The sequence below is a fragment of the Streptomyces katrae genome, from assembly GCF_000717655.1.
Lineage (GTDB): Bacteria > Actinomycetota > Actinomycetes > Streptomycetales > Streptomycetaceae > Streptomyces > Streptomyces katrae_B.
Window position 1 is genome coordinate 1 of the sequence record NZ_JNZY01000044.1, and the last position, 15,318, is coordinate 15,318.

The window sequence follows — 15,318 nt, forward strand, 5'->3', positions numbered from 1 at the left end:
CCCTTCCTGAGGCCCTGCTTACCGCTGCCTTAAGCGGACCCTAAGGATCTTCGGGACGGCCCCGAAAGGGGTGGAACCGCTGGTGCGGAGGGTTAGCTTGGCGGGGCCAGGGAGGCCTGAGGCGGCGCCGGACCCGACGGGGGGCGGCGCCGCCCAGCCCGGTTCCCGGCGCTCCCGGCGCACCCACGACCGTGGTGCCCGCACCGCCGCTCCGAAGGAGATCCACCCATGCCCGCACGCCGCCGCACCGTGACCCGTATCGCCGCAGCCGGCCTGGCCCCGCTCGCGGTGGCCGCGTACGCAGCAGGGCCGGCGGCCGCCCACGGCTCGATGACGGACCCGGTCAGCCGGGTGGCGGCCTGCTACGCGGAGGGGCCGGAGTCGCCGAAGTCGGCGGCCTGCAAGGCCGCGGTGGCGGCGAGCGGCGCGCAGGCGTTCTACGACTGGAACGCGGTCAACATCGCCAACGCGGCCGGCAACCACCGGGCGTTGATCCCGAACGGCCAGCTCTGCTCCGCGGGCAACGACAAGTACCGGGGTCTGGACCTGGCCCGCGCCGACTGGCCGGCCGGCCCGATGTCCGCGGGCGAGCACACGTTCCGGTACAAGGGGACCGCCCCCCACAAGGGCTCCTTCGAGCTGTACATCACGAAGGACGGCTACGACCCGGCGAAGCCGCTGAAGTGGTCCGACCTGGAGCCGGCACCGTTCGCGCAGGCCACCGACCCGGGCATGCAGAACGGGGACTACGTCTTCTCCGGCAGCGTGCCGAACAAGTCCGGGCGGCACCTGATCTACAGCATCTGGCAGCGCTCGGACAGCCCGGAGGCCTTCTACACCTGCTCCGACGTGGTGTTCGGCAAGGACAACGGCGGGAGCGGCGCGAGCGCAGGCACGGGCGGCAACGGTGGCGGCACCGGCACCACGCCGAGTACGAAGCCGAGTACGAAGCCGAGCGCCAAGCCTTCCGCCGACCGCCCCTCGGACGTGCCCAAGGCCCCGACGGACCAGCAGATCGCCGACGGCGAGGGCAAGTCCACGGTGGAGCACAACGGCCACGGCGACAACGACCCGAGGACGAACGGCAGCACCGCCCTCGCCCCGGTCCCGTCGGAGTCCTCCGCGGGCACCACCAACCTGGCCGAGACCGGTGGCGGCAGCGCCACCCCGGCGATCGCGATCGCCGGGGCCGGCGTGCTGGCCCTCGGTGCGGCCGTGCTGTTCGGCGTGGCCCGACGCCGTGCGACGACGCCGGGCCGGCACGGCCGCTAGGGGGTGTCGGACCGGCTGGTCCGGCGGGACTGCCTGTGCGTCGGCATCGTCACTCGAAGACCGACGCGCAGGTGGTGCGGGAGGCGTGCGCCGGGTCGAGGGCGTTGACCGCCTCGTGCCAGGCGATCCGGTCGGTGAGTCCGATGGCGACGTGCTCGGAGAGGTCCAGGGGGCACAGGTCCTGGAGCACGACGTTCCGTACGTTGGAGCCGGTCCCCTCGAGGAAAGCGCTCCGGTAGGGCGTGACGACCTCGTCGTACTTGGTCGCGATGACGGTGTACTGGACCCCGGGGACGGTGTCCCCGCCGGCGTTCAGCTTGGTGACGAAGGGGGATCCGGCGATCTGGTCGGCCAGCCCCGGGGTCGCGGAGCTGATCAGGTCCTCGGCGCCGGGGAAGTAGGGGAGCAGCTGGGTGAGTCCGCTCAGGGTGGTGCCGTGGTTGTCGGGGGCGAGCCCGACCAGGGCGTTGACCTTGGGGGCACCGCCGAGGAACTTGAGGTAGTAGTTCGGCATCATGCCGCCCTGCGAGTGGCCGACGATGTCGGTCTTCGCGGCTCCGGTGGAGGCCAGCACCTTGTCCACGAAGACGTCGAGCTGCCCGGCGGACTTGTCGATGGGGCCGAGCCCGTTGAAGAAGGGCACGCCGGGCAGCTGCCCGTAGTCGAGCGAGTAGACGCAGTAGCCGCGGTGGACGAGGTAGGGGGCGAATCCGAGCCAGTTGTCGACGGAGTTCCCGAACGTGCCGTGGACGAGGACGACGGGGCGGGGATGGGCGGCGGAGGGCTTGCAGGACCAGTTGTTCCAGCCGCTGCTGGGTGCGGACGCGGCCTGCGCGGCGCCGGTGGGGGCGACGAGGGCGGCAGCGGCGAGGGTGAGGACGGCCAGCGGGCGGAGCAGGCGTCGCCAGGGCAGCATCGAGTGATCTCCTTGATGGGTCAGGGAAAGACGTGGGGGTTCGTCCCGTGATCCGGATCACAAGGGGGTGCTGCTTCGGCCAAATTACGGGCGAGTAGTAAAACTTGGAAGTTACGCGTCAGTAAAAAATGCGTGTCGCCCCCTGCCCCCGCACGCCCCCGGGACAATGGAGACCCCTACTCCGCGCGAGGTGAGTGATCGGATGCAGTGGGCTCCCGGTGCGGGCACGGCCCTGGCCACCCCGCCCGATCTGGCGGCCGACCCGCTCGTTTCCGCGGTCGCCGAGGTCGCCGTGGGCACGCTGGGGCCCGTCGCGGAGGAGACCGCCCAGGAGGGCGTGCCGCGTTCGCACCTCGACGCCCTCGCCCGCTGCGGCGCGTACGGGGCGCTCGGCCACACACCCCGCCCCGAGAGCGGGCTGACCACGCGTCAAGTGGTCCGCGAGGTGAACGAGTTGCTGTCGGCGGCGGACCCGTCCACGTGGTTCGTGCACACCCAGCACTTCGCCCTCGTGAAGGCACTTGACGCGGCCACCGGGGCGGAGGCGGCCGCGCTGCGCGAGCAGTGGGCGCCCGCGCTCGCCTCGGGTGCCAGGCGGGGCACGGCCGGTTTCGCCTTCTTGCGGCACGCCCGGCCGCCCGTCACCGCCGAACCGGTCGCCGACGGGTGGCGGCTGCGCGGCCGGGTGCCCTGGATGACCGGCTGGGGCCTCACCGACGTGGTGTACCTGGGGGCCCTCGCCCCGGACGACCGGGTGCTGTTCGCTGCCGTGGCCTGCGGGCCGGACGGCGACCCCGGGCTGGTCGCGGGCGGATCCGCGCCGCTGTGGGCGATGAACGGCACCCGCACGGTGGCGGTGGAGGTACGCGACGTCCTCGTCCCGCGGAGCGCGGTGGTCTCCGTACGGCCCCGGGCGGAGTGGGCCCGTGCATACGACCTCGAGAACGCGAACGCCCACCCCGCCGTGTTCGGCCATGTGCGCGCCGCGGCCGACTTCCTTCTGCGGTCGGCCCCCGCCGCAGGCAGCGCGTACGAGGAGCTCGGCCACCGGGTGGCGCACGAGGCGGCCCGGCTGCGCTCGGAGGCCTACGCCCTGCGCGACGAACTCCCGCCGGAGGAGCGGGTCGAGGACCGGCTGGCGCTCCGGGCGGCCGCCCTGGAGCTCGGTGTACGGGCGGCCACCGCCTGCGTCGCCGCGACGGGTGGCCGGGCGATCTCGTACGGGAACACCGCCGGCCGCCTCGCCCGCGAGGCCCAGTTCCACCTGATCCAGGCCCAGACCTCCCGGCTCCGCACCGAAATGGCCCGGCGCCTGCTGGTCGGGCTGCAGGGCGACCGCTAGGGGGTGTCTGACGGATCAGGGTCGGACCCGGGCTGTCCGACCCTGATCCGTCAGACACCCCCTAAGCGGCCCTGTGGAAGGTGGCGGCCGGGCGGACCGTGCCCGGGCCGAAGCGGGCGTTCGCGCGGTCGACGGCCGCCTCCACCGTCAGGCGGGCCTCGCGGACCGGGTCCAGCGAGATCTGCCGGGGCACCCGCTCGGCGTCCGTGAGGTCCTCGGCGCGCAGCACCATGCCGGTCAGCCGGGCCCGTTGCAGCCCGGCCGCGTCCAGCAGGCGGTACGCCGCCGCCCTCAGGTCCTCGTCGTGCGCGGACGCCTCCGTGAGCCGCCGGGTCCGCTCCCAGCGGGTGCCACCGGCGAACTGCAGGGTCAGCGACAGGGACCGGGCGGCCTGACGGCGGCCGCGCAGTACCGCACCCAGCCGGACCACCAGGCCGAGGAGCACGGCCCGGGCGTGCGGGCCGTCGAGCTCGTGCCGGGTGAAGCCGCTGCGGACGGCGGCCGACGCGGGCAGGTCCTTCGGGGTGACGGGGCGCGGGTCGATCCCGCGGGCGCGCTCCGCGGCCAGCCGGCCCGCCCGCCGGCCCAGGATCCGTTCGACGGTGCCCGGGGAGACGGCCGCGACCGCGCCGACCGTGTGCAGCCCGTACCCGCGCAGTGCCTCCGCCTGCTTGGGGCCGATGCCGTGCAGGGCCTCCACCGGCAGCGGCCCGAGGAAGGCGCCGACCCCGCCCTCCGGCACGGCCAGGACGCCGCCGGGTCCGGGCACCCGGGCGGAGGCCGTCGCCGCCACCGCCCAGGTCCCGGCGACCCCGATCCGTACGTCCGTGCCCAGCCGGGCGACCGCGCGCAGCCGTACCAGCTCGGCGATCCGGCAGGCGTCCGCCCCGAAGTACCGCCGGGCGCCGCGTACGTGCACCAGCGCGGCCCGGGGCGGCAGGGCCTGCACCGTCGGGGAGAACTCCCGCAGGAGTTCCAGGACTTCGCGGTACCCCTCCTCGGTCAGCGCCGGAGCGCACCGTACGTGCAGGACGCCGTTGGCCGGGGTCATCCCGCGCTCCCCGGGCTGGAGTGCCACAGCTTGCGGCCGGTCGCGGCGCGGTCGCCGGCCGGCTGGAGGTCGGCCCACGGGTTCATCTCGTACCCGGTGGGCAGGTGGATGCGGCGCCCCGAGCCGGCGGGGCCGGATGTGTCCCCGGCACCCGGCAGCGGCTCCGCCAGGCGGGCCGCGACCGCGTCCAGCCCGCCCGCCGCCCGCAGTTCCACCAGCTCGGCCAAGTCCCAGGCCGCCGCGCCGACCACGCTCAGGCTCTGCGGTCCGCGCCGCTGGACGACGCCCCGCACCAGCAGCAGGAACGAGTGGAAGACGGTGTGCGCGCACGCCTCGTGGCTGTCGTCGAAGAAGGCCAGGTCGACCAGGCCCGTCCCGTCGTCCAGCGTGGTGAAGACGACCCGCTTCCCGGACCGGATCGGCGGGGTCTGGGTGGCCGCCTTGGCCCCTGCGACCAGTACCGTCCGGCCGTGCTCGACCTCGCGGAGCCTGCTGGCGGGGACGGCACCCAGTTCCGCCAGGAAGGCGTGGTGGTCCTCCATCAGGTGCCGCGAGGCGTCCATGCCGAGCACGCCCAGCTCCGCGCTGAGCCGCTCCGCCTCGTTCAGGTCGGGCAGGCCGACCGGGGCCGTCGACCGCCCGCCGCCCAGCGGGAGCTGGACGCTGCCCGGCCGGGCACCCGCCGAGCGCTGCGTGCCGTGCAGCTCGGCCACGTGCAGCAGCAGGTCGCGCCGGTTGGCGCCGAAGGCGTCCAACGCCCCGACCTGGGCGAGCCTCTGGGCGACGGGCCGGCCCGGGTGCGCCCGGTCCCAGAAGTCGCGCAGCGATCCGTACGGCTGCCCTTCCTCGATCCGGAGCGCCTGGGCCTCGCTGATGCCGTGGACGTCGGCCAGGGCCAGCCGGAGCCCCCACACCGCAGGAGCCCCAGCTTCGGACACCAGTTCGATCCGGTGGGCGACCGCCGACCGGTTCACGTCCAGCGGCAGCACCGGCACGCCCCGGCGCCGCGCGTCCGCCAGCAGCAGCCGCTTCGGGTACATCCCCGGGTCGTGCGTGAGCAGCCCGGCATAGAAAGCGGCCGGGTGGTGCGCCTTCAGCCATGCCGACTGGTACGTCGGCACGGCGAAGGCCACCGCGTGCGCCTTGCAGAAGCCGTACGAGCCGAACGCCTCGACGATCTCCCAGGTCCGGCCGATCACCTCGGCCGAGTAGCCCCGTTCGCCCGCCTTCACCGCGAACCATACCTTGATCCGCGCCTGCGACTCCGGGTCGGAGAGCCCGCGCCGCACCCGGTCCGCCTCGTCGCGCCCGCAGCCCGTCATGACGTGGACGATCTCGATGATCTGCTCGTGGAAGACCACCACCCCGTACGTCTCGCGCAGCGCCTCCGCCAGGTGCTCGTGCGGGAAACGGACCGGGGCCCGCCCGTGCCGCGCCTCGATGAACGGCCGCACCATGTCGGCGGCGACCGGGCCGGGCCGGAACAGCGAGATGTCGACGACCAGGTCGTGGAAGGTCGACGGCTGGAGCCGCCCCACCAGGTCGCGCTGGCCCGGCGACTCGATCTGGAAGCAGCCCAGCGTCTCGGCCGAGCGGATCAGCTCGTACGTGGGCCCGTCGCCCGGCGGGACCTGCGCCGGGTCGTCCAGGTCGAGCTCTTCCCCCGTACCGCGCCGGATCTCCGCGACGGCATGTGCCATCGCGGACTGCATCCGCACGCCCAGCACGTCGAGCTTGAGCAGCCCGAGGTCCTCCACGTCGTCCTTGTCGAACTGGGACATCGGGAACCCCTCGCCGCTGGTCGGCACCACGGGGGTACGCTCCAGCAGCGAGGCGTCGGAGAGCAGCACCCCGCACGGGTGCATGGCGATCCCGCGCGGCAGCCCGTCCAGCGCCTCGACGAGCTCCCACAGCCGCCCGTGCTCCTCGCCGCGCACATCGCGCAGTTCGGGCAGTTCGGCCAGGGCCGCGCGGGCGTCGCGGGCCCGGATGTGCGGGAAGGCCTTGGCGAGCCGGTCGACGGTGGCCGGGTCCATGGACAGGGCGGCGCCGACGTCGCGGATCGCGTGCCGGACCCGGTAGGTCTCGGGCATGGAGACGGTGGCGACGCGCTCGGTGCCGAAGCGGTCGATGATCCGCCGGTAGACCTCCAGCCGGCGGGCGGACTCCACGTCGATGTCGATGTCGGGCAGGACCCGGCGGCGCTTGGACAGGAAGCGCTCCATCAGCAGGCCCTGCTCGACGGGGTCGGCGTGGGCGATGCCGAGGAGGTGGTTGACGAGGGAGCCGGCGCCGGAGCCCCGGGCAGCCACCCGGATGCCCATGGCGCGTACGTCGTCCACGACTTGAGCGACCGTCAGGAAGTACGAGGCGTAGCCGTGGTAGGCGATGATGTCCAGCTCGTGGTGCATCCGCTCCCAGTACGCGCGGTCGTCGGCGTAGCCGCGCAGCACCATGCCGGCGGAGGCCCGGGAGGCCAGGACCCGCTGCGCGGTGCGGTGGGCCGCGCCGACGAGGTGGGCCTCGGGGAAGTGCACGGAGCCGATGCCGAGGTCGTCCTCGGGGTCCACCGAGCAGGCCTCGGCGGTACGCCGGGTCTCCGCGAGCAGCCGGCGCGCGTCGGCGGGGTGCAGGCCGGCGGCCCGCGCGATCCGGTCGGCGGTCTCGGCCATGGCGGCGGGGTCCTTGAGCCAGCGCTCGCCGCCGTCGAGGGGGCCACGGGGGTCGACGGGGACGAGGCGGCGGGCCGAGTCGAGGATGTCGGCGACCGGACCCTGGCCGGGGTCGGCATACCGGACGGCGTTGGTGAGCACGGCCGGGACGCCCTGCTCGGCGGCGAAGCCGACCGTACGGGCGGCCAGGCGCAGCGAGCCGGGGCCGGTGCCGGTGCGGCCGTGGTGGACGGCCTCCAGGCGCAGCGAGTCCCCGTAGACCTCCCGCCAGGGCGCGAGGAGCCGGGCGGCCCGGTCCGGACGGCCGGCGGCGAGCGCCCGCCCCACCTCGGACCCGGGCCCGAGCAGTACGCAGACCCCGAGGCCGCGCAGTTCCGCCCAGGGGACGACGGGCTGGGCCTGGGCCGCGCCGCCGGTGCCCGCGTGGGCCGCCGTGACCATCCTGCACAGTTCGGCCCAGCCGGTGGCGCCGTCGCGGGCCAGGAAGGTGGCCCGGGGTGCGGACTCGTCGACGAAGGCGCCGCCCGCGACGGGGGTCCGCCGCCGGGAGGACGCCTCTCCGGTGCCGCCGTGCCCGGATCCGCCCGGGCGGGCACGGCCCGCCGCGGGTGCAGGGGCGTGCGACACGGCCAGGTCGGCCCCGAACAGGGGCCGGATCCCGGCCTTCGCGCAGGCCTTCGCGAACCGCACCGCCCCCGCGAGGGTGTCGCGGTCGGTCAGGGCGAGGGCGTCCATGCCCCGCTCGACGGCTCGCTCCGCCAGCCGTTCGGGGTGGGAGCCTCCGTAGCGCATGGAGAACCCCGAAACGGTGTGCAGATGCGTAAAACCAGGCACCCGCGGCCTCCTGCTTCGCTCGAACGTGAACACCACCCCCGTCTCCACCATAGAGCAATTCGAATATCCGTGCGAAACATTCGTTCGATGGTCCAGCCTCCGCACGAGGGTGTGGATCAGGCCGAGCCGGCATGATCCACACGTCAGCCCGCGTCGATCCGCTCGGTGTCCGGGCCCGCCCAGGCGGCGGCCTCGGCCGGCGGGGTCCGGCACGCGCGCTCGCCGCGTCGTTCCCTCGTTTCCCTCTCCCCTCCGCGCGACCCGTGCTTCCATCGCAGGAGCGGGGCGTCGGAGCGGGAGGGGACCGGGATGCGCATCGAGGTGAGCCGGGGCGACGGGCGGAAGCTGATCGCGCAGGAGTGGGGGGCTCCCGACGGCTCACCGGTCCTGCTGCACCACGGCATGCCGGGCAGCCGCCTCGGCGTCGCGCTCGGCGACGCCGCCGAGCGCCATCCCCACGTACGCTTCTTCGCCTACGACCGGCCCGGCTACGGGGAGTCCGGCCGGGCACCGGGGCGGCGCGTGGCCGACGCGGCCGCCGACTCCGCCGCCGTCGCGGATGCCCTGGGCATCGGCCGCTTCGCGGTCGTCGGCCGGTCCGGGGGCGGTCCGCACGCCCTCGCCTGCGCGGCCCTGCTCCCCGACCGGGTGACGGCGACGGCCTGCCTGGTCGGTCTCGCGCCGCGCGACGGCACCGGACTCGACTGGTACGCCGGCATGACCCCGTACAACGTGGAGCACTACGCCCTCGCGGACCGCGACCCGGTGGCTCTGGAGCTGCACCTCACACCCCGGGCGGCGGAGATCCGCCGCGATCCGGGCCGGCTGATCGAGGACCTGCGCGGGGACCTCCCCGCCGTGGACCTGGCGGTCCTGGCCGACGACCGGGTACGCCGGTCCGTCCTGGACAACTTCCGCGAGGCGCTGCGGACTTCCGCGTACGGCTGGCTGGACGACTCCCTCGCGTTCTGCCGGCCCTGGGGGTTCGAGCCGGGTGGGATCACCGGCCGGGTCATGCTCTGGCACGGCGCCGCGGACGTGTTCTCACCGGTGGGCCATTTCCACTGGCTGGCGCAGCACATCGGGCACAGCACGGCGGTGCTCGCGCCCGGAGCCGGCCATTTCGCGGCCCAGTACGCCCTCTCGGACGCGCTGGACTGGCTGCCGGCCTAGGTTCATTCGGCGGGCGCCCCGGTCCGCGGCACGGGCACGGGCGGGGTCGCCCGGGGCTGCTCCACGGGCGCGGCCACCGCTTCCCGGGCCCCCTTGAGGCAGTCGATGATCCGCTCGTGCATGTCCCCGACGCTGTCCACGACCTGGATGCGCAGGTGGAACGCCCGCACCTCGTCGATGAACCGCTTCGAGAACACCCCCACCCGTATGGTCTCGTACGTACCGGTCGCCACCAGCGGAAATCCCGCCCCGAGCGTGACGAGGCGGAAGTCCGCCGCGGGCCGCAGCCCCACCGCGCCGAGTCGCTCGCCGGCCTCGCGCAGGCTCATCCACGCCTGCTCGGGAATCGGCCCGTCGTGCGGATCGCCGTCCATCACCAGGAAGTAGTCGGCGCGGTGCAGCCCCGCATTGTGCTGGCCACCGTTGAGGATGCCCGTGACCCAGGCCTTCGCCTCGCCCGGCAGCTCCCCCGCCACGTACTCGGAGCGCCACCCCAGCACCGGCCGCACCGTACGGGCGTACTGGGCGCGGGCGAGCACGGCGCCGGCCGCCACGGCCAGCAGGCTGGCCAGGGGTTCCTCGGGCATCAGCCGCAGCCGCCAGGGCCAGTGGGCGCGCGTCGCCTCGGACAGGTTGCCGCGGACGACCTCCCAGACGAGGACGGCGACGAGCAGGCACAGCAGCACCAGGGGCGCGGTGAACAGCCAGGGATTGCGCCGGATGCGTCGCTGCGCATCGGAAACGGAGCCGCCCCGGCCGGATGGTGCACTGCTCATGAGCGCCGCCTCACTCCCTCAATCACGGGCCCCCGCCCGGGAGTTCGGGCGGGGGCTCATGATTGTGCCGGGTCCGGGCGGGATCGCGCCCGCCCGCCCCGTCAGTAGACGCTCACGCCATAGGCGTTGAGGGCCTCGACGACGGGCTGGAAGAAGGTCGTTCCACCCGACGAGCAGTCGCCGCTGCCGCCCGAGGTGAGGCCGATCGCGCGGGTGCCGGAGTAGAGCGGGCCGCCGCTGTCGCCGGGCTCGGCGCAGACGTTGGTGCGGATCATGCCGTAGACGATGTCGCCGCCGCCGTAGTTGACGGTGGCGTTGAGGCCGGTCACCGAGCCGCTGTGGGTGCCGGTGGTGGAGCCGCGCCGGGTCACGGACATCCCGACGGTGGCGTTGGCGGCGCTGGTGATGTCCTGGCTGCCGACGGTGCCCGAGTGGGCCAGGGTGGTGTTGTCGTAGCGGACGAGACCGTAGTCGTTGTTCGGGAAGCTCGAGCCCACGGTCGCGCCGACCGTGGTGGTGTGCGAGGAGTTGGTCCACCAGGTGCCGGCGCCGTCGGTGCAGTGCCCGGCGGTCAGCACGTAGTACGTGCTCCCGCTGCGCACGTTGAAGCCGAGCGAGCAGCGCCAGCCGGAGGTGTAGATGGCGTCGCCGCCGGAGGTCAGCTTGCGCAGTTTGCCGGGGGTCCGTTCGATGCGCAGCGCCGCGGCGTCGGCTCCGGCCTCGGTACGGATCCTGGCGAGGTCCGCGGCGGTGACGGTGGAGTCGGCGGTGACCACGAGGGTCCCGCTGGCGGGGTCGGTGTACCAGGCGGTGCCGGCGACGTCGGCACGCTGGACGGAGGCGCCGGCCGCAGCGAGCCGTGCTGCGCTGAAGCCGCTGTCCGCGCTCGCCGCGGTGGGGGCGGCCAGCCCGGCGACGGCTGCCAGGCCGGCGGCCACGGCGAGCAGCCGGGTACGGGTGATGCTCTTGATCCTCACTTCTCGTCCTCCCGGGAGGGATCGGGGGCCCGGCGGACAGTGGGGGGCGCCGGAGCCCGTGAGGCGCAGCCGGGGGTACGGCGGGCGCACAGGATTTCGTCGTGCCCCTGACAAGCCCCCGGAAGGCGCTGTCGGGAGTGTCTCGGCGTCAGATTCGGGCGGCAAGGGCATCTTTCAGCCTCCGCTCGCCCGCCGCGACCTCGAAGGGCAGGGTGTTCCCAGGGGGCGGGAACGGGCAGATGAAGTGGTCCGCGAACGCGCAGGGCGGCAGCACGGTCCGGTTGAGGTCGACGGTGATCGAGCCGTCCACCGGGTCGGGAACTCCCGGCCTGAGGAAGCGGAAGCGGTAGCTGGAACCCCCTCCGGTGGCATCGCCCATCACGGCCCAGAGGCTGCCGTCGTCCTCGTCGACGGCGACCTGGAGGGTGTGTTCGGCGCCCCGGTACGCGAAGCTCAGCTCACCGCCGAGGCCGAACCCGCGCTCCCGCCCGTCGGCGTTCGCCACCTGGACGATCCGGTCCTCGCCGTACGGCCGGAAGCGCCCCGGCAGCACGAAGTCCGGATCGTACGGGGCGGCCTCGATGCCGGCGAAGGCCCGGCGCGCCGCGGAGGCGGGGTCGAAGACCCGTACCGCCCACTCCCCCTCGCGCCGGATCACCGTGATCCGGACGTCTTGCGCGGCGGCGATCCGGGAGCGCGCGGGCGGGGCCTGGTCGGCGGCCAGGACGGCGTCACCGGCGAAGGGCTCGCCGTCGAGGCTGAGACCGTCCTCGGCGGAGGCGGTCAGCGCCACCCCGCCCTCGGTGGCGCGCCAGCGCCCCGGAACGGCCGGAATTCGACCTTCTGGGTGGTCGGAGAGCCAGTGGGTGCCGATGAGGGAGAGGGGGCCGTAGGGGACGGACACGGAAGCCACCCGATGCTCGTGCCATTTCCGCCAGGCTGTCTTCGGATCATCTGCGTCATCGCTCATGCCGCTCAACCCTTCCACACGGGCCCGGACGGGAATCTCCCTGTACGCCGTCCGGCCCCGTGCGCATCTGACGGGCCTTCAAGCCCCTGCGGAATCAGCAGTCGCAGCCACAGCCGTCGCAGCAGCACCCGTCACAGTTGCAGCAGTCGCAGCAGCCGCTGCAGTCCGGGCAGCCGTTGCCGCACTCGCAGGCATCGCACCACGGGTCCCGCTTCTGCCGGGACCACGGGCCCTCGTGCTCGGCGCAGCACAGCTGGCAGGTGCAGAACAGCCCGATGGACACGGCGCAGCCGGCGAGCAGCCCGCGGCGCGGCTTCTGCGGGGGAAGGCCGCCGCCGGGCCCCATGGGCGGCCCGGGTGTCCAGGGGCCGCCGGGCCCGCCCGCGCCGCCCCCGTACGGATTCCCGCCGTACGGGTTCCCGCCCTGGGCGCCCTGACCGTCGTACGGGGTGCCCGCGTACGGGCCGCTGCCGTACGGGCCCGCCTGGCCCGGGCCGTACCCCTGCGGCGGCGCCCCGTACCCGCCCTGCCCCGCGGCGTTCATGCCCGCGTGTCCGCAGCCCGTGACCCCGAAGGCCCGGTCCACGGAGGTCTTCAGCTCGTGCACGAGCAGCCGGTGGGCCAGCCCGGCGTCGGCGAACTCGACCTCGCGCAGCGCCAGCCTGATGCCGTGCAGGGCGTCGTCGGCCAGCCTCCGGGCCTCGGTGAGCGGGGTCCCGGTGGCCGTCAGGGGGTTCCAGGCACCTGCGGCGGCGTCCGCGGCCTGGTCCTCGACGGCGTCCAGCAGGTGCGCGAGGCGCCCGAAGTAGCGGCCGGCCTCGGCGAGCGCGGGCGCGTTGCCTGGACGTCCCGCCAGCTGCGCGGTATGGGCGAAGGCGGCGGCCGTCGCGGTCTCCGTGGGCTCGGTCACGACGAGCACCGGCGTGCCGGGGCCGGCCAGCATCTCGATGCCGGCCTGCCGGTCCACGGCGTCGACGAGGACCGCCGTGTCGAAGCCGAGCGAGGCCCCGGTGCGGGCGCCGGCCCGGTCCCAGCCGCGGGCCACCTTGCGCGCGGCGGCGGCTATGGGCGCGCGGGCCAACAGCCCGTCCCGGTCCGCCACGTGGTCCCGTACCTTCGCCGAGGCGAGCACGAGCGAGACGGCGGCCGCGAGCCGCGCACCCTCGCCCTTGGCCACCGCGGCGGTGCGCATCCCGCGCAGCGGGCAGGGGCCGGCGGTGCGCCGCGAGCCGGGTGCCGGCCCTGACTGAGCCTCCGTCAGAACGGAGACGAGCAGCCCGTCGTAGTTGGTGACGATGCGGGCGAACTGCCCGTGGTCCCCGCGAAGTGCCAGGCACAGCCCACAGAGATGGGCCATCCACTCCGTCTTGAACCGCTCCCCCAGCCGGTGCGTGCAGGGTCTGACGATGCCGAACAAACCGGTCCCCCGTGTGTCATGCGCGTGCGTGATGCGCATCGTATCGAGCCGGATCGTTCACTCGTACGCCCCTGTCGGTCACCCACACGGCAGCAGCAGTCGTATTTTCACTCAGACAGCAGTGGTAGCCGTCAGGATCCTTGACGGTGCAACGGATGTTCTGCACCAGTACCGTCACGAAACCCCTGCGCGGCGGCTATCCACTTGGCGCGTTGTCAGCATCATGGACGACCATAGGGGCAGCGGAGAGAAGACAACTGACTGCGGTGAAAGGAGGCGTCCATGGGTTCGGTACGCAAGGCGAGTGCCTGGTTGGGTCTCGTGGAGGACAGCGACGACGAGCGTTACTACGACGACGACTACGCGGAGGCCGCGCAGGGTTCCGTCTCGGGCCCCGGCGACCAGTGGGTCACCGACCCCCGGGTCAAGGTCGCGTCGGAGTCGGCCGTCGAGCAGGGCCGGCGCATCGCGACGGTCACCCCGGACGGCTTCCGCGACGCGCGCGGCATCGGCGAACTGTTCCGCGAGGGCGTCCCGGTGATCGTGAACCTGTCGTCGATGGACCCGGCCGACGCCAAGCGCGTGGTCGACTTCGCGGCCGGCCTGACCTTCGGCCTGCGCGGCTCGATCGAGCGGGTGGCGACCAGGGTCTTCCTGCTGACCCCGGCCGACACCCAGATCGTGAACGGCGAGCCCGCCGGCCGTTCACGCGACTTCTTCAACCAGAGCTGAGCAGGGCCCTCACCGGAAGGCGTCGAGCCCGGTGAGCGCCTTGCCCAGCACCAACTGGTGCATCTCGACGGTGCCCTCGTAGGTGAGCACCGACTCGAGGTTCGTGGCGTGCCGCATGACGGGGTATTCGAGCGAGATCCCGTTGGCGCCGAGGATGGTCCGCGCGGTGCGGCAGATGTCGATGGCCTCGCGGACGTTGTTGAGCTTCCCGAAACTGATCTGCTCCGGCCGCAGGGTGCCCGCATCCATCCGCCGCCCCAGGTGGTGGGCGAGCAGGATGCCCTTGTGGAGTTCCAGCGCCATGTCGGCGAGCTTCGCCTGGGTGAGCTGAAAACCGCCGATGGGCCTGCCGAACTGCTCCCGCGTCCGCGCGTAGTCGAGCGCGGCCTCGAAGCTGGCGCGCGCCGCGCCCATGGCCCCCCAGACGATCCCGTACCGCGCGTGGCTGAGGCAGCCCAGCGGCCCCTTGATCCCGGTGACCCCCGGAAGCACCGCATCGGCGGGCAGCCGCACGTCGTCCATCACGAGTTCGCTCGTCACGGACGCCCGGAGCGACCACTTGTGCTTGATCTCGGGCGCGGAGAACCCGGCCGAGTCGGTGGGGACGGCGAACCCTCGGATCCCCTCGTCGGTCTGCGCCCACACGACGGCCACGGCCGCGACGCTGCCGTTGGTGATCCACATCTTGCGCCCGCGCAGCACCCAGTCGGTGCCGTCGCGCTTGGCGTACGTGCGCATGGAGGCCGGGTCGGAGCCGATGTCGGGCTCGGTCAGCCCGAAGCAGCCGATCAGCTCGCCGGCGGCCATGCCGGGGAGCCAGCGCTGCTTCTGCTCCTCGGAGCCGTACTTCCAGATCGCGTACATGGCGAGCGAGCCCTGCACCGAGACGAGGGACCGGATCCCGGAGTCGGCGGCTTCCAGCTCGAGGCAGGCGAGCCCGTACTGGACGGCGGAGGCCCCGGCGCAGCCGTACCCCTCCAGCGACATCCCGAGGGCCCCGAGCCCGCCGAGCTCCCTGGCCAGCTCCCGGATGCCGGGCAGCTCGCCGCTCTCGTACCAGCCGGCGATGTGCGGGAGCACGCGGTCGGCGGCCCAGCCGCGGACGGTGTCGCGGATGGCGAGGTCCTCGGGCGCGAGGAGCTCGTCGAGCCCGAGCGGATCGGTGGGTACGAAGGGCACGGCGCCT

The 15,318-nt window shown here is 73.8% G+C and carries 12 protein-coding genes; 4 read left to right on the forward strand and 8 right to left on the reverse strand.

Annotated elements, in window-relative coordinates; genetic code table 11:
* The first annotated feature begins 228 nt into the window (after positions 1 to 228).
* Complete coding sequence (locus IF09_RS0133990; RefSeq protein WP_030302478.1) at positions 229 to 1,272, forward strand: lytic polysaccharide monooxygenase; 1,044 nt, start codon at positions 229 to 231, stop codon at positions 1,270 to 1,272.
* A 49-nt stretch (positions 1,273 to 1,321) separates the two neighbouring features.
* On the opposite strand, the gene IF09_RS0133995 is transcribed toward IF09_RS0133990, so the two are convergent.
* On the reverse strand, positions 1,322 to 2,188 hold the full coding sequence (locus IF09_RS0133995) for an esterase/lipase family protein (RefSeq protein ID WP_030302480.1): 867 nt from the start codon (positions 2,186 to 2,188) through the stop codon (positions 1,322 to 1,324).
* Between the two features lie 202 nt (positions 2,189 to 2,390).
* Here IF09_RS0133995 and IF09_RS46035 point away from each other — a divergent pair, with 202 nt between their 5' ends.
* Positions 2,391 to 3,530, forward strand: coding sequence for an acyl-CoA dehydrogenase family protein (locus IF09_RS46035; protein ID WP_051833386.1), 1,140 nt, complete (start codon positions 2,391 to 2,393; stop codon positions 3,528 to 3,530).
* 61 nt (positions 3,531 to 3,591) lie between these two features.
* Here IF09_RS46035 and IF09_RS0134005 read toward each other — a convergent pair whose 3' ends face one another.
* Complete coding sequence (locus tag IF09_RS0134005; RefSeq protein ID WP_030302484.1) at positions 3,592 to 4,581, reverse strand: DNA polymerase Y family protein; 990 nt, start codon at positions 4,579 to 4,581, stop codon at positions 3,592 to 3,594.
* The gene (locus IF09_RS0134010) at positions 4,578 to 8,138 is read right to left on the reverse strand and encodes a DNA polymerase III subunit alpha (RefSeq protein WP_199920525.1); all 3,561 of its coding nucleotides are present in this window, start codon (positions 8,136 to 8,138) and stop codon (positions 4,578 to 4,580) included. Before IF09_RS0134010 ends, IF09_RS0134005 begins: the two co-directional genes overlap by 4 nt.
* Before the next feature lie 258 nt (positions 8,139 to 8,396).
* Here IF09_RS0134010 and IF09_RS0134015 point away from each other — a divergent pair, with 258 nt between their 5' ends.
* The gene (locus IF09_RS0134015) at positions 8,397 to 9,260 is read left to right on the forward strand and encodes an alpha/beta fold hydrolase (RefSeq protein WP_030302487.1); all 864 of its coding nucleotides are present in this window, start codon (positions 8,397 to 8,399) and stop codon (positions 9,258 to 9,260) included.
* A 2-nt stretch (positions 9,261 to 9,262) separates the two neighbouring features.
* Here IF09_RS0134015 and IF09_RS0134020 read toward each other — a convergent pair whose 3' ends face one another.
* From IF09_RS0134020 to IF09_RS0134035, 4 genes are all read right to left on the reverse strand, one after another.
* A complete protein-coding gene (locus IF09_RS0134020; RefSeq protein WP_051833388.1) occupies positions 9,263 to 10,036 on the reverse strand; it encodes a hypothetical protein in 774 nt (257 codons plus the stop codon).
* Between the two features lie 101 nt (positions 10,037 to 10,137).
* Entirely contained in the window at positions 10,138 to 11,013 is an 876-nt protein-coding gene (locus IF09_RS0134025) for a S1 family peptidase (RefSeq protein ID WP_030302491.1), read from the reverse strand.
* Positions 11,014 to 11,161: 148 nt separating this feature from the next.
* Positions 11,162 to 11,983 (reverse strand): DUF1684 domain-containing protein, encoded by an 822-nt coding sequence (locus IF09_RS0134030; protein WP_030302492.1) that lies wholly within the window; start codon positions 11,981 to 11,983, stop codon positions 11,162 to 11,164.
* Positions 11,984 to 12,077: 94 nt separating this feature from the next.
* On the reverse strand, positions 12,078 to 13,400 hold the full coding sequence (locus IF09_RS0134035; protein ID WP_030302494.1) for a DUF5685 family protein: 1,323 nt from the start codon (positions 13,398 to 13,400) through the stop codon (positions 12,078 to 12,080).
* A 282-nt stretch (positions 13,401 to 13,682) separates the two neighbouring features.
* On the opposite strand from IF09_RS0134035, the gene IF09_RS0134040 reads away from it, so the two are divergent.
* Entirely contained in the window at positions 13,683 to 14,132 is a 450-nt protein-coding gene (locus tag IF09_RS0134040) for a cell division protein SepF (protein ID WP_030302495.1), read from the forward strand.
* Between the two features lie 9 nt (positions 14,133 to 14,141).
* Here the strand turns inward: IF09_RS0134040 and IF09_RS0134045 are convergent, their stop codons facing one another.
* Positions 14,142 to 15,311 (reverse strand): acyl-CoA dehydrogenase family protein, encoded by a 1,170-nt coding sequence (locus tag IF09_RS0134045; protein ID WP_030302497.1) that lies wholly within the window; start codon positions 15,309 to 15,311, stop codon positions 14,142 to 14,144.
* Positions 15,312 to 15,318 lie beyond the last annotated feature (7 nt).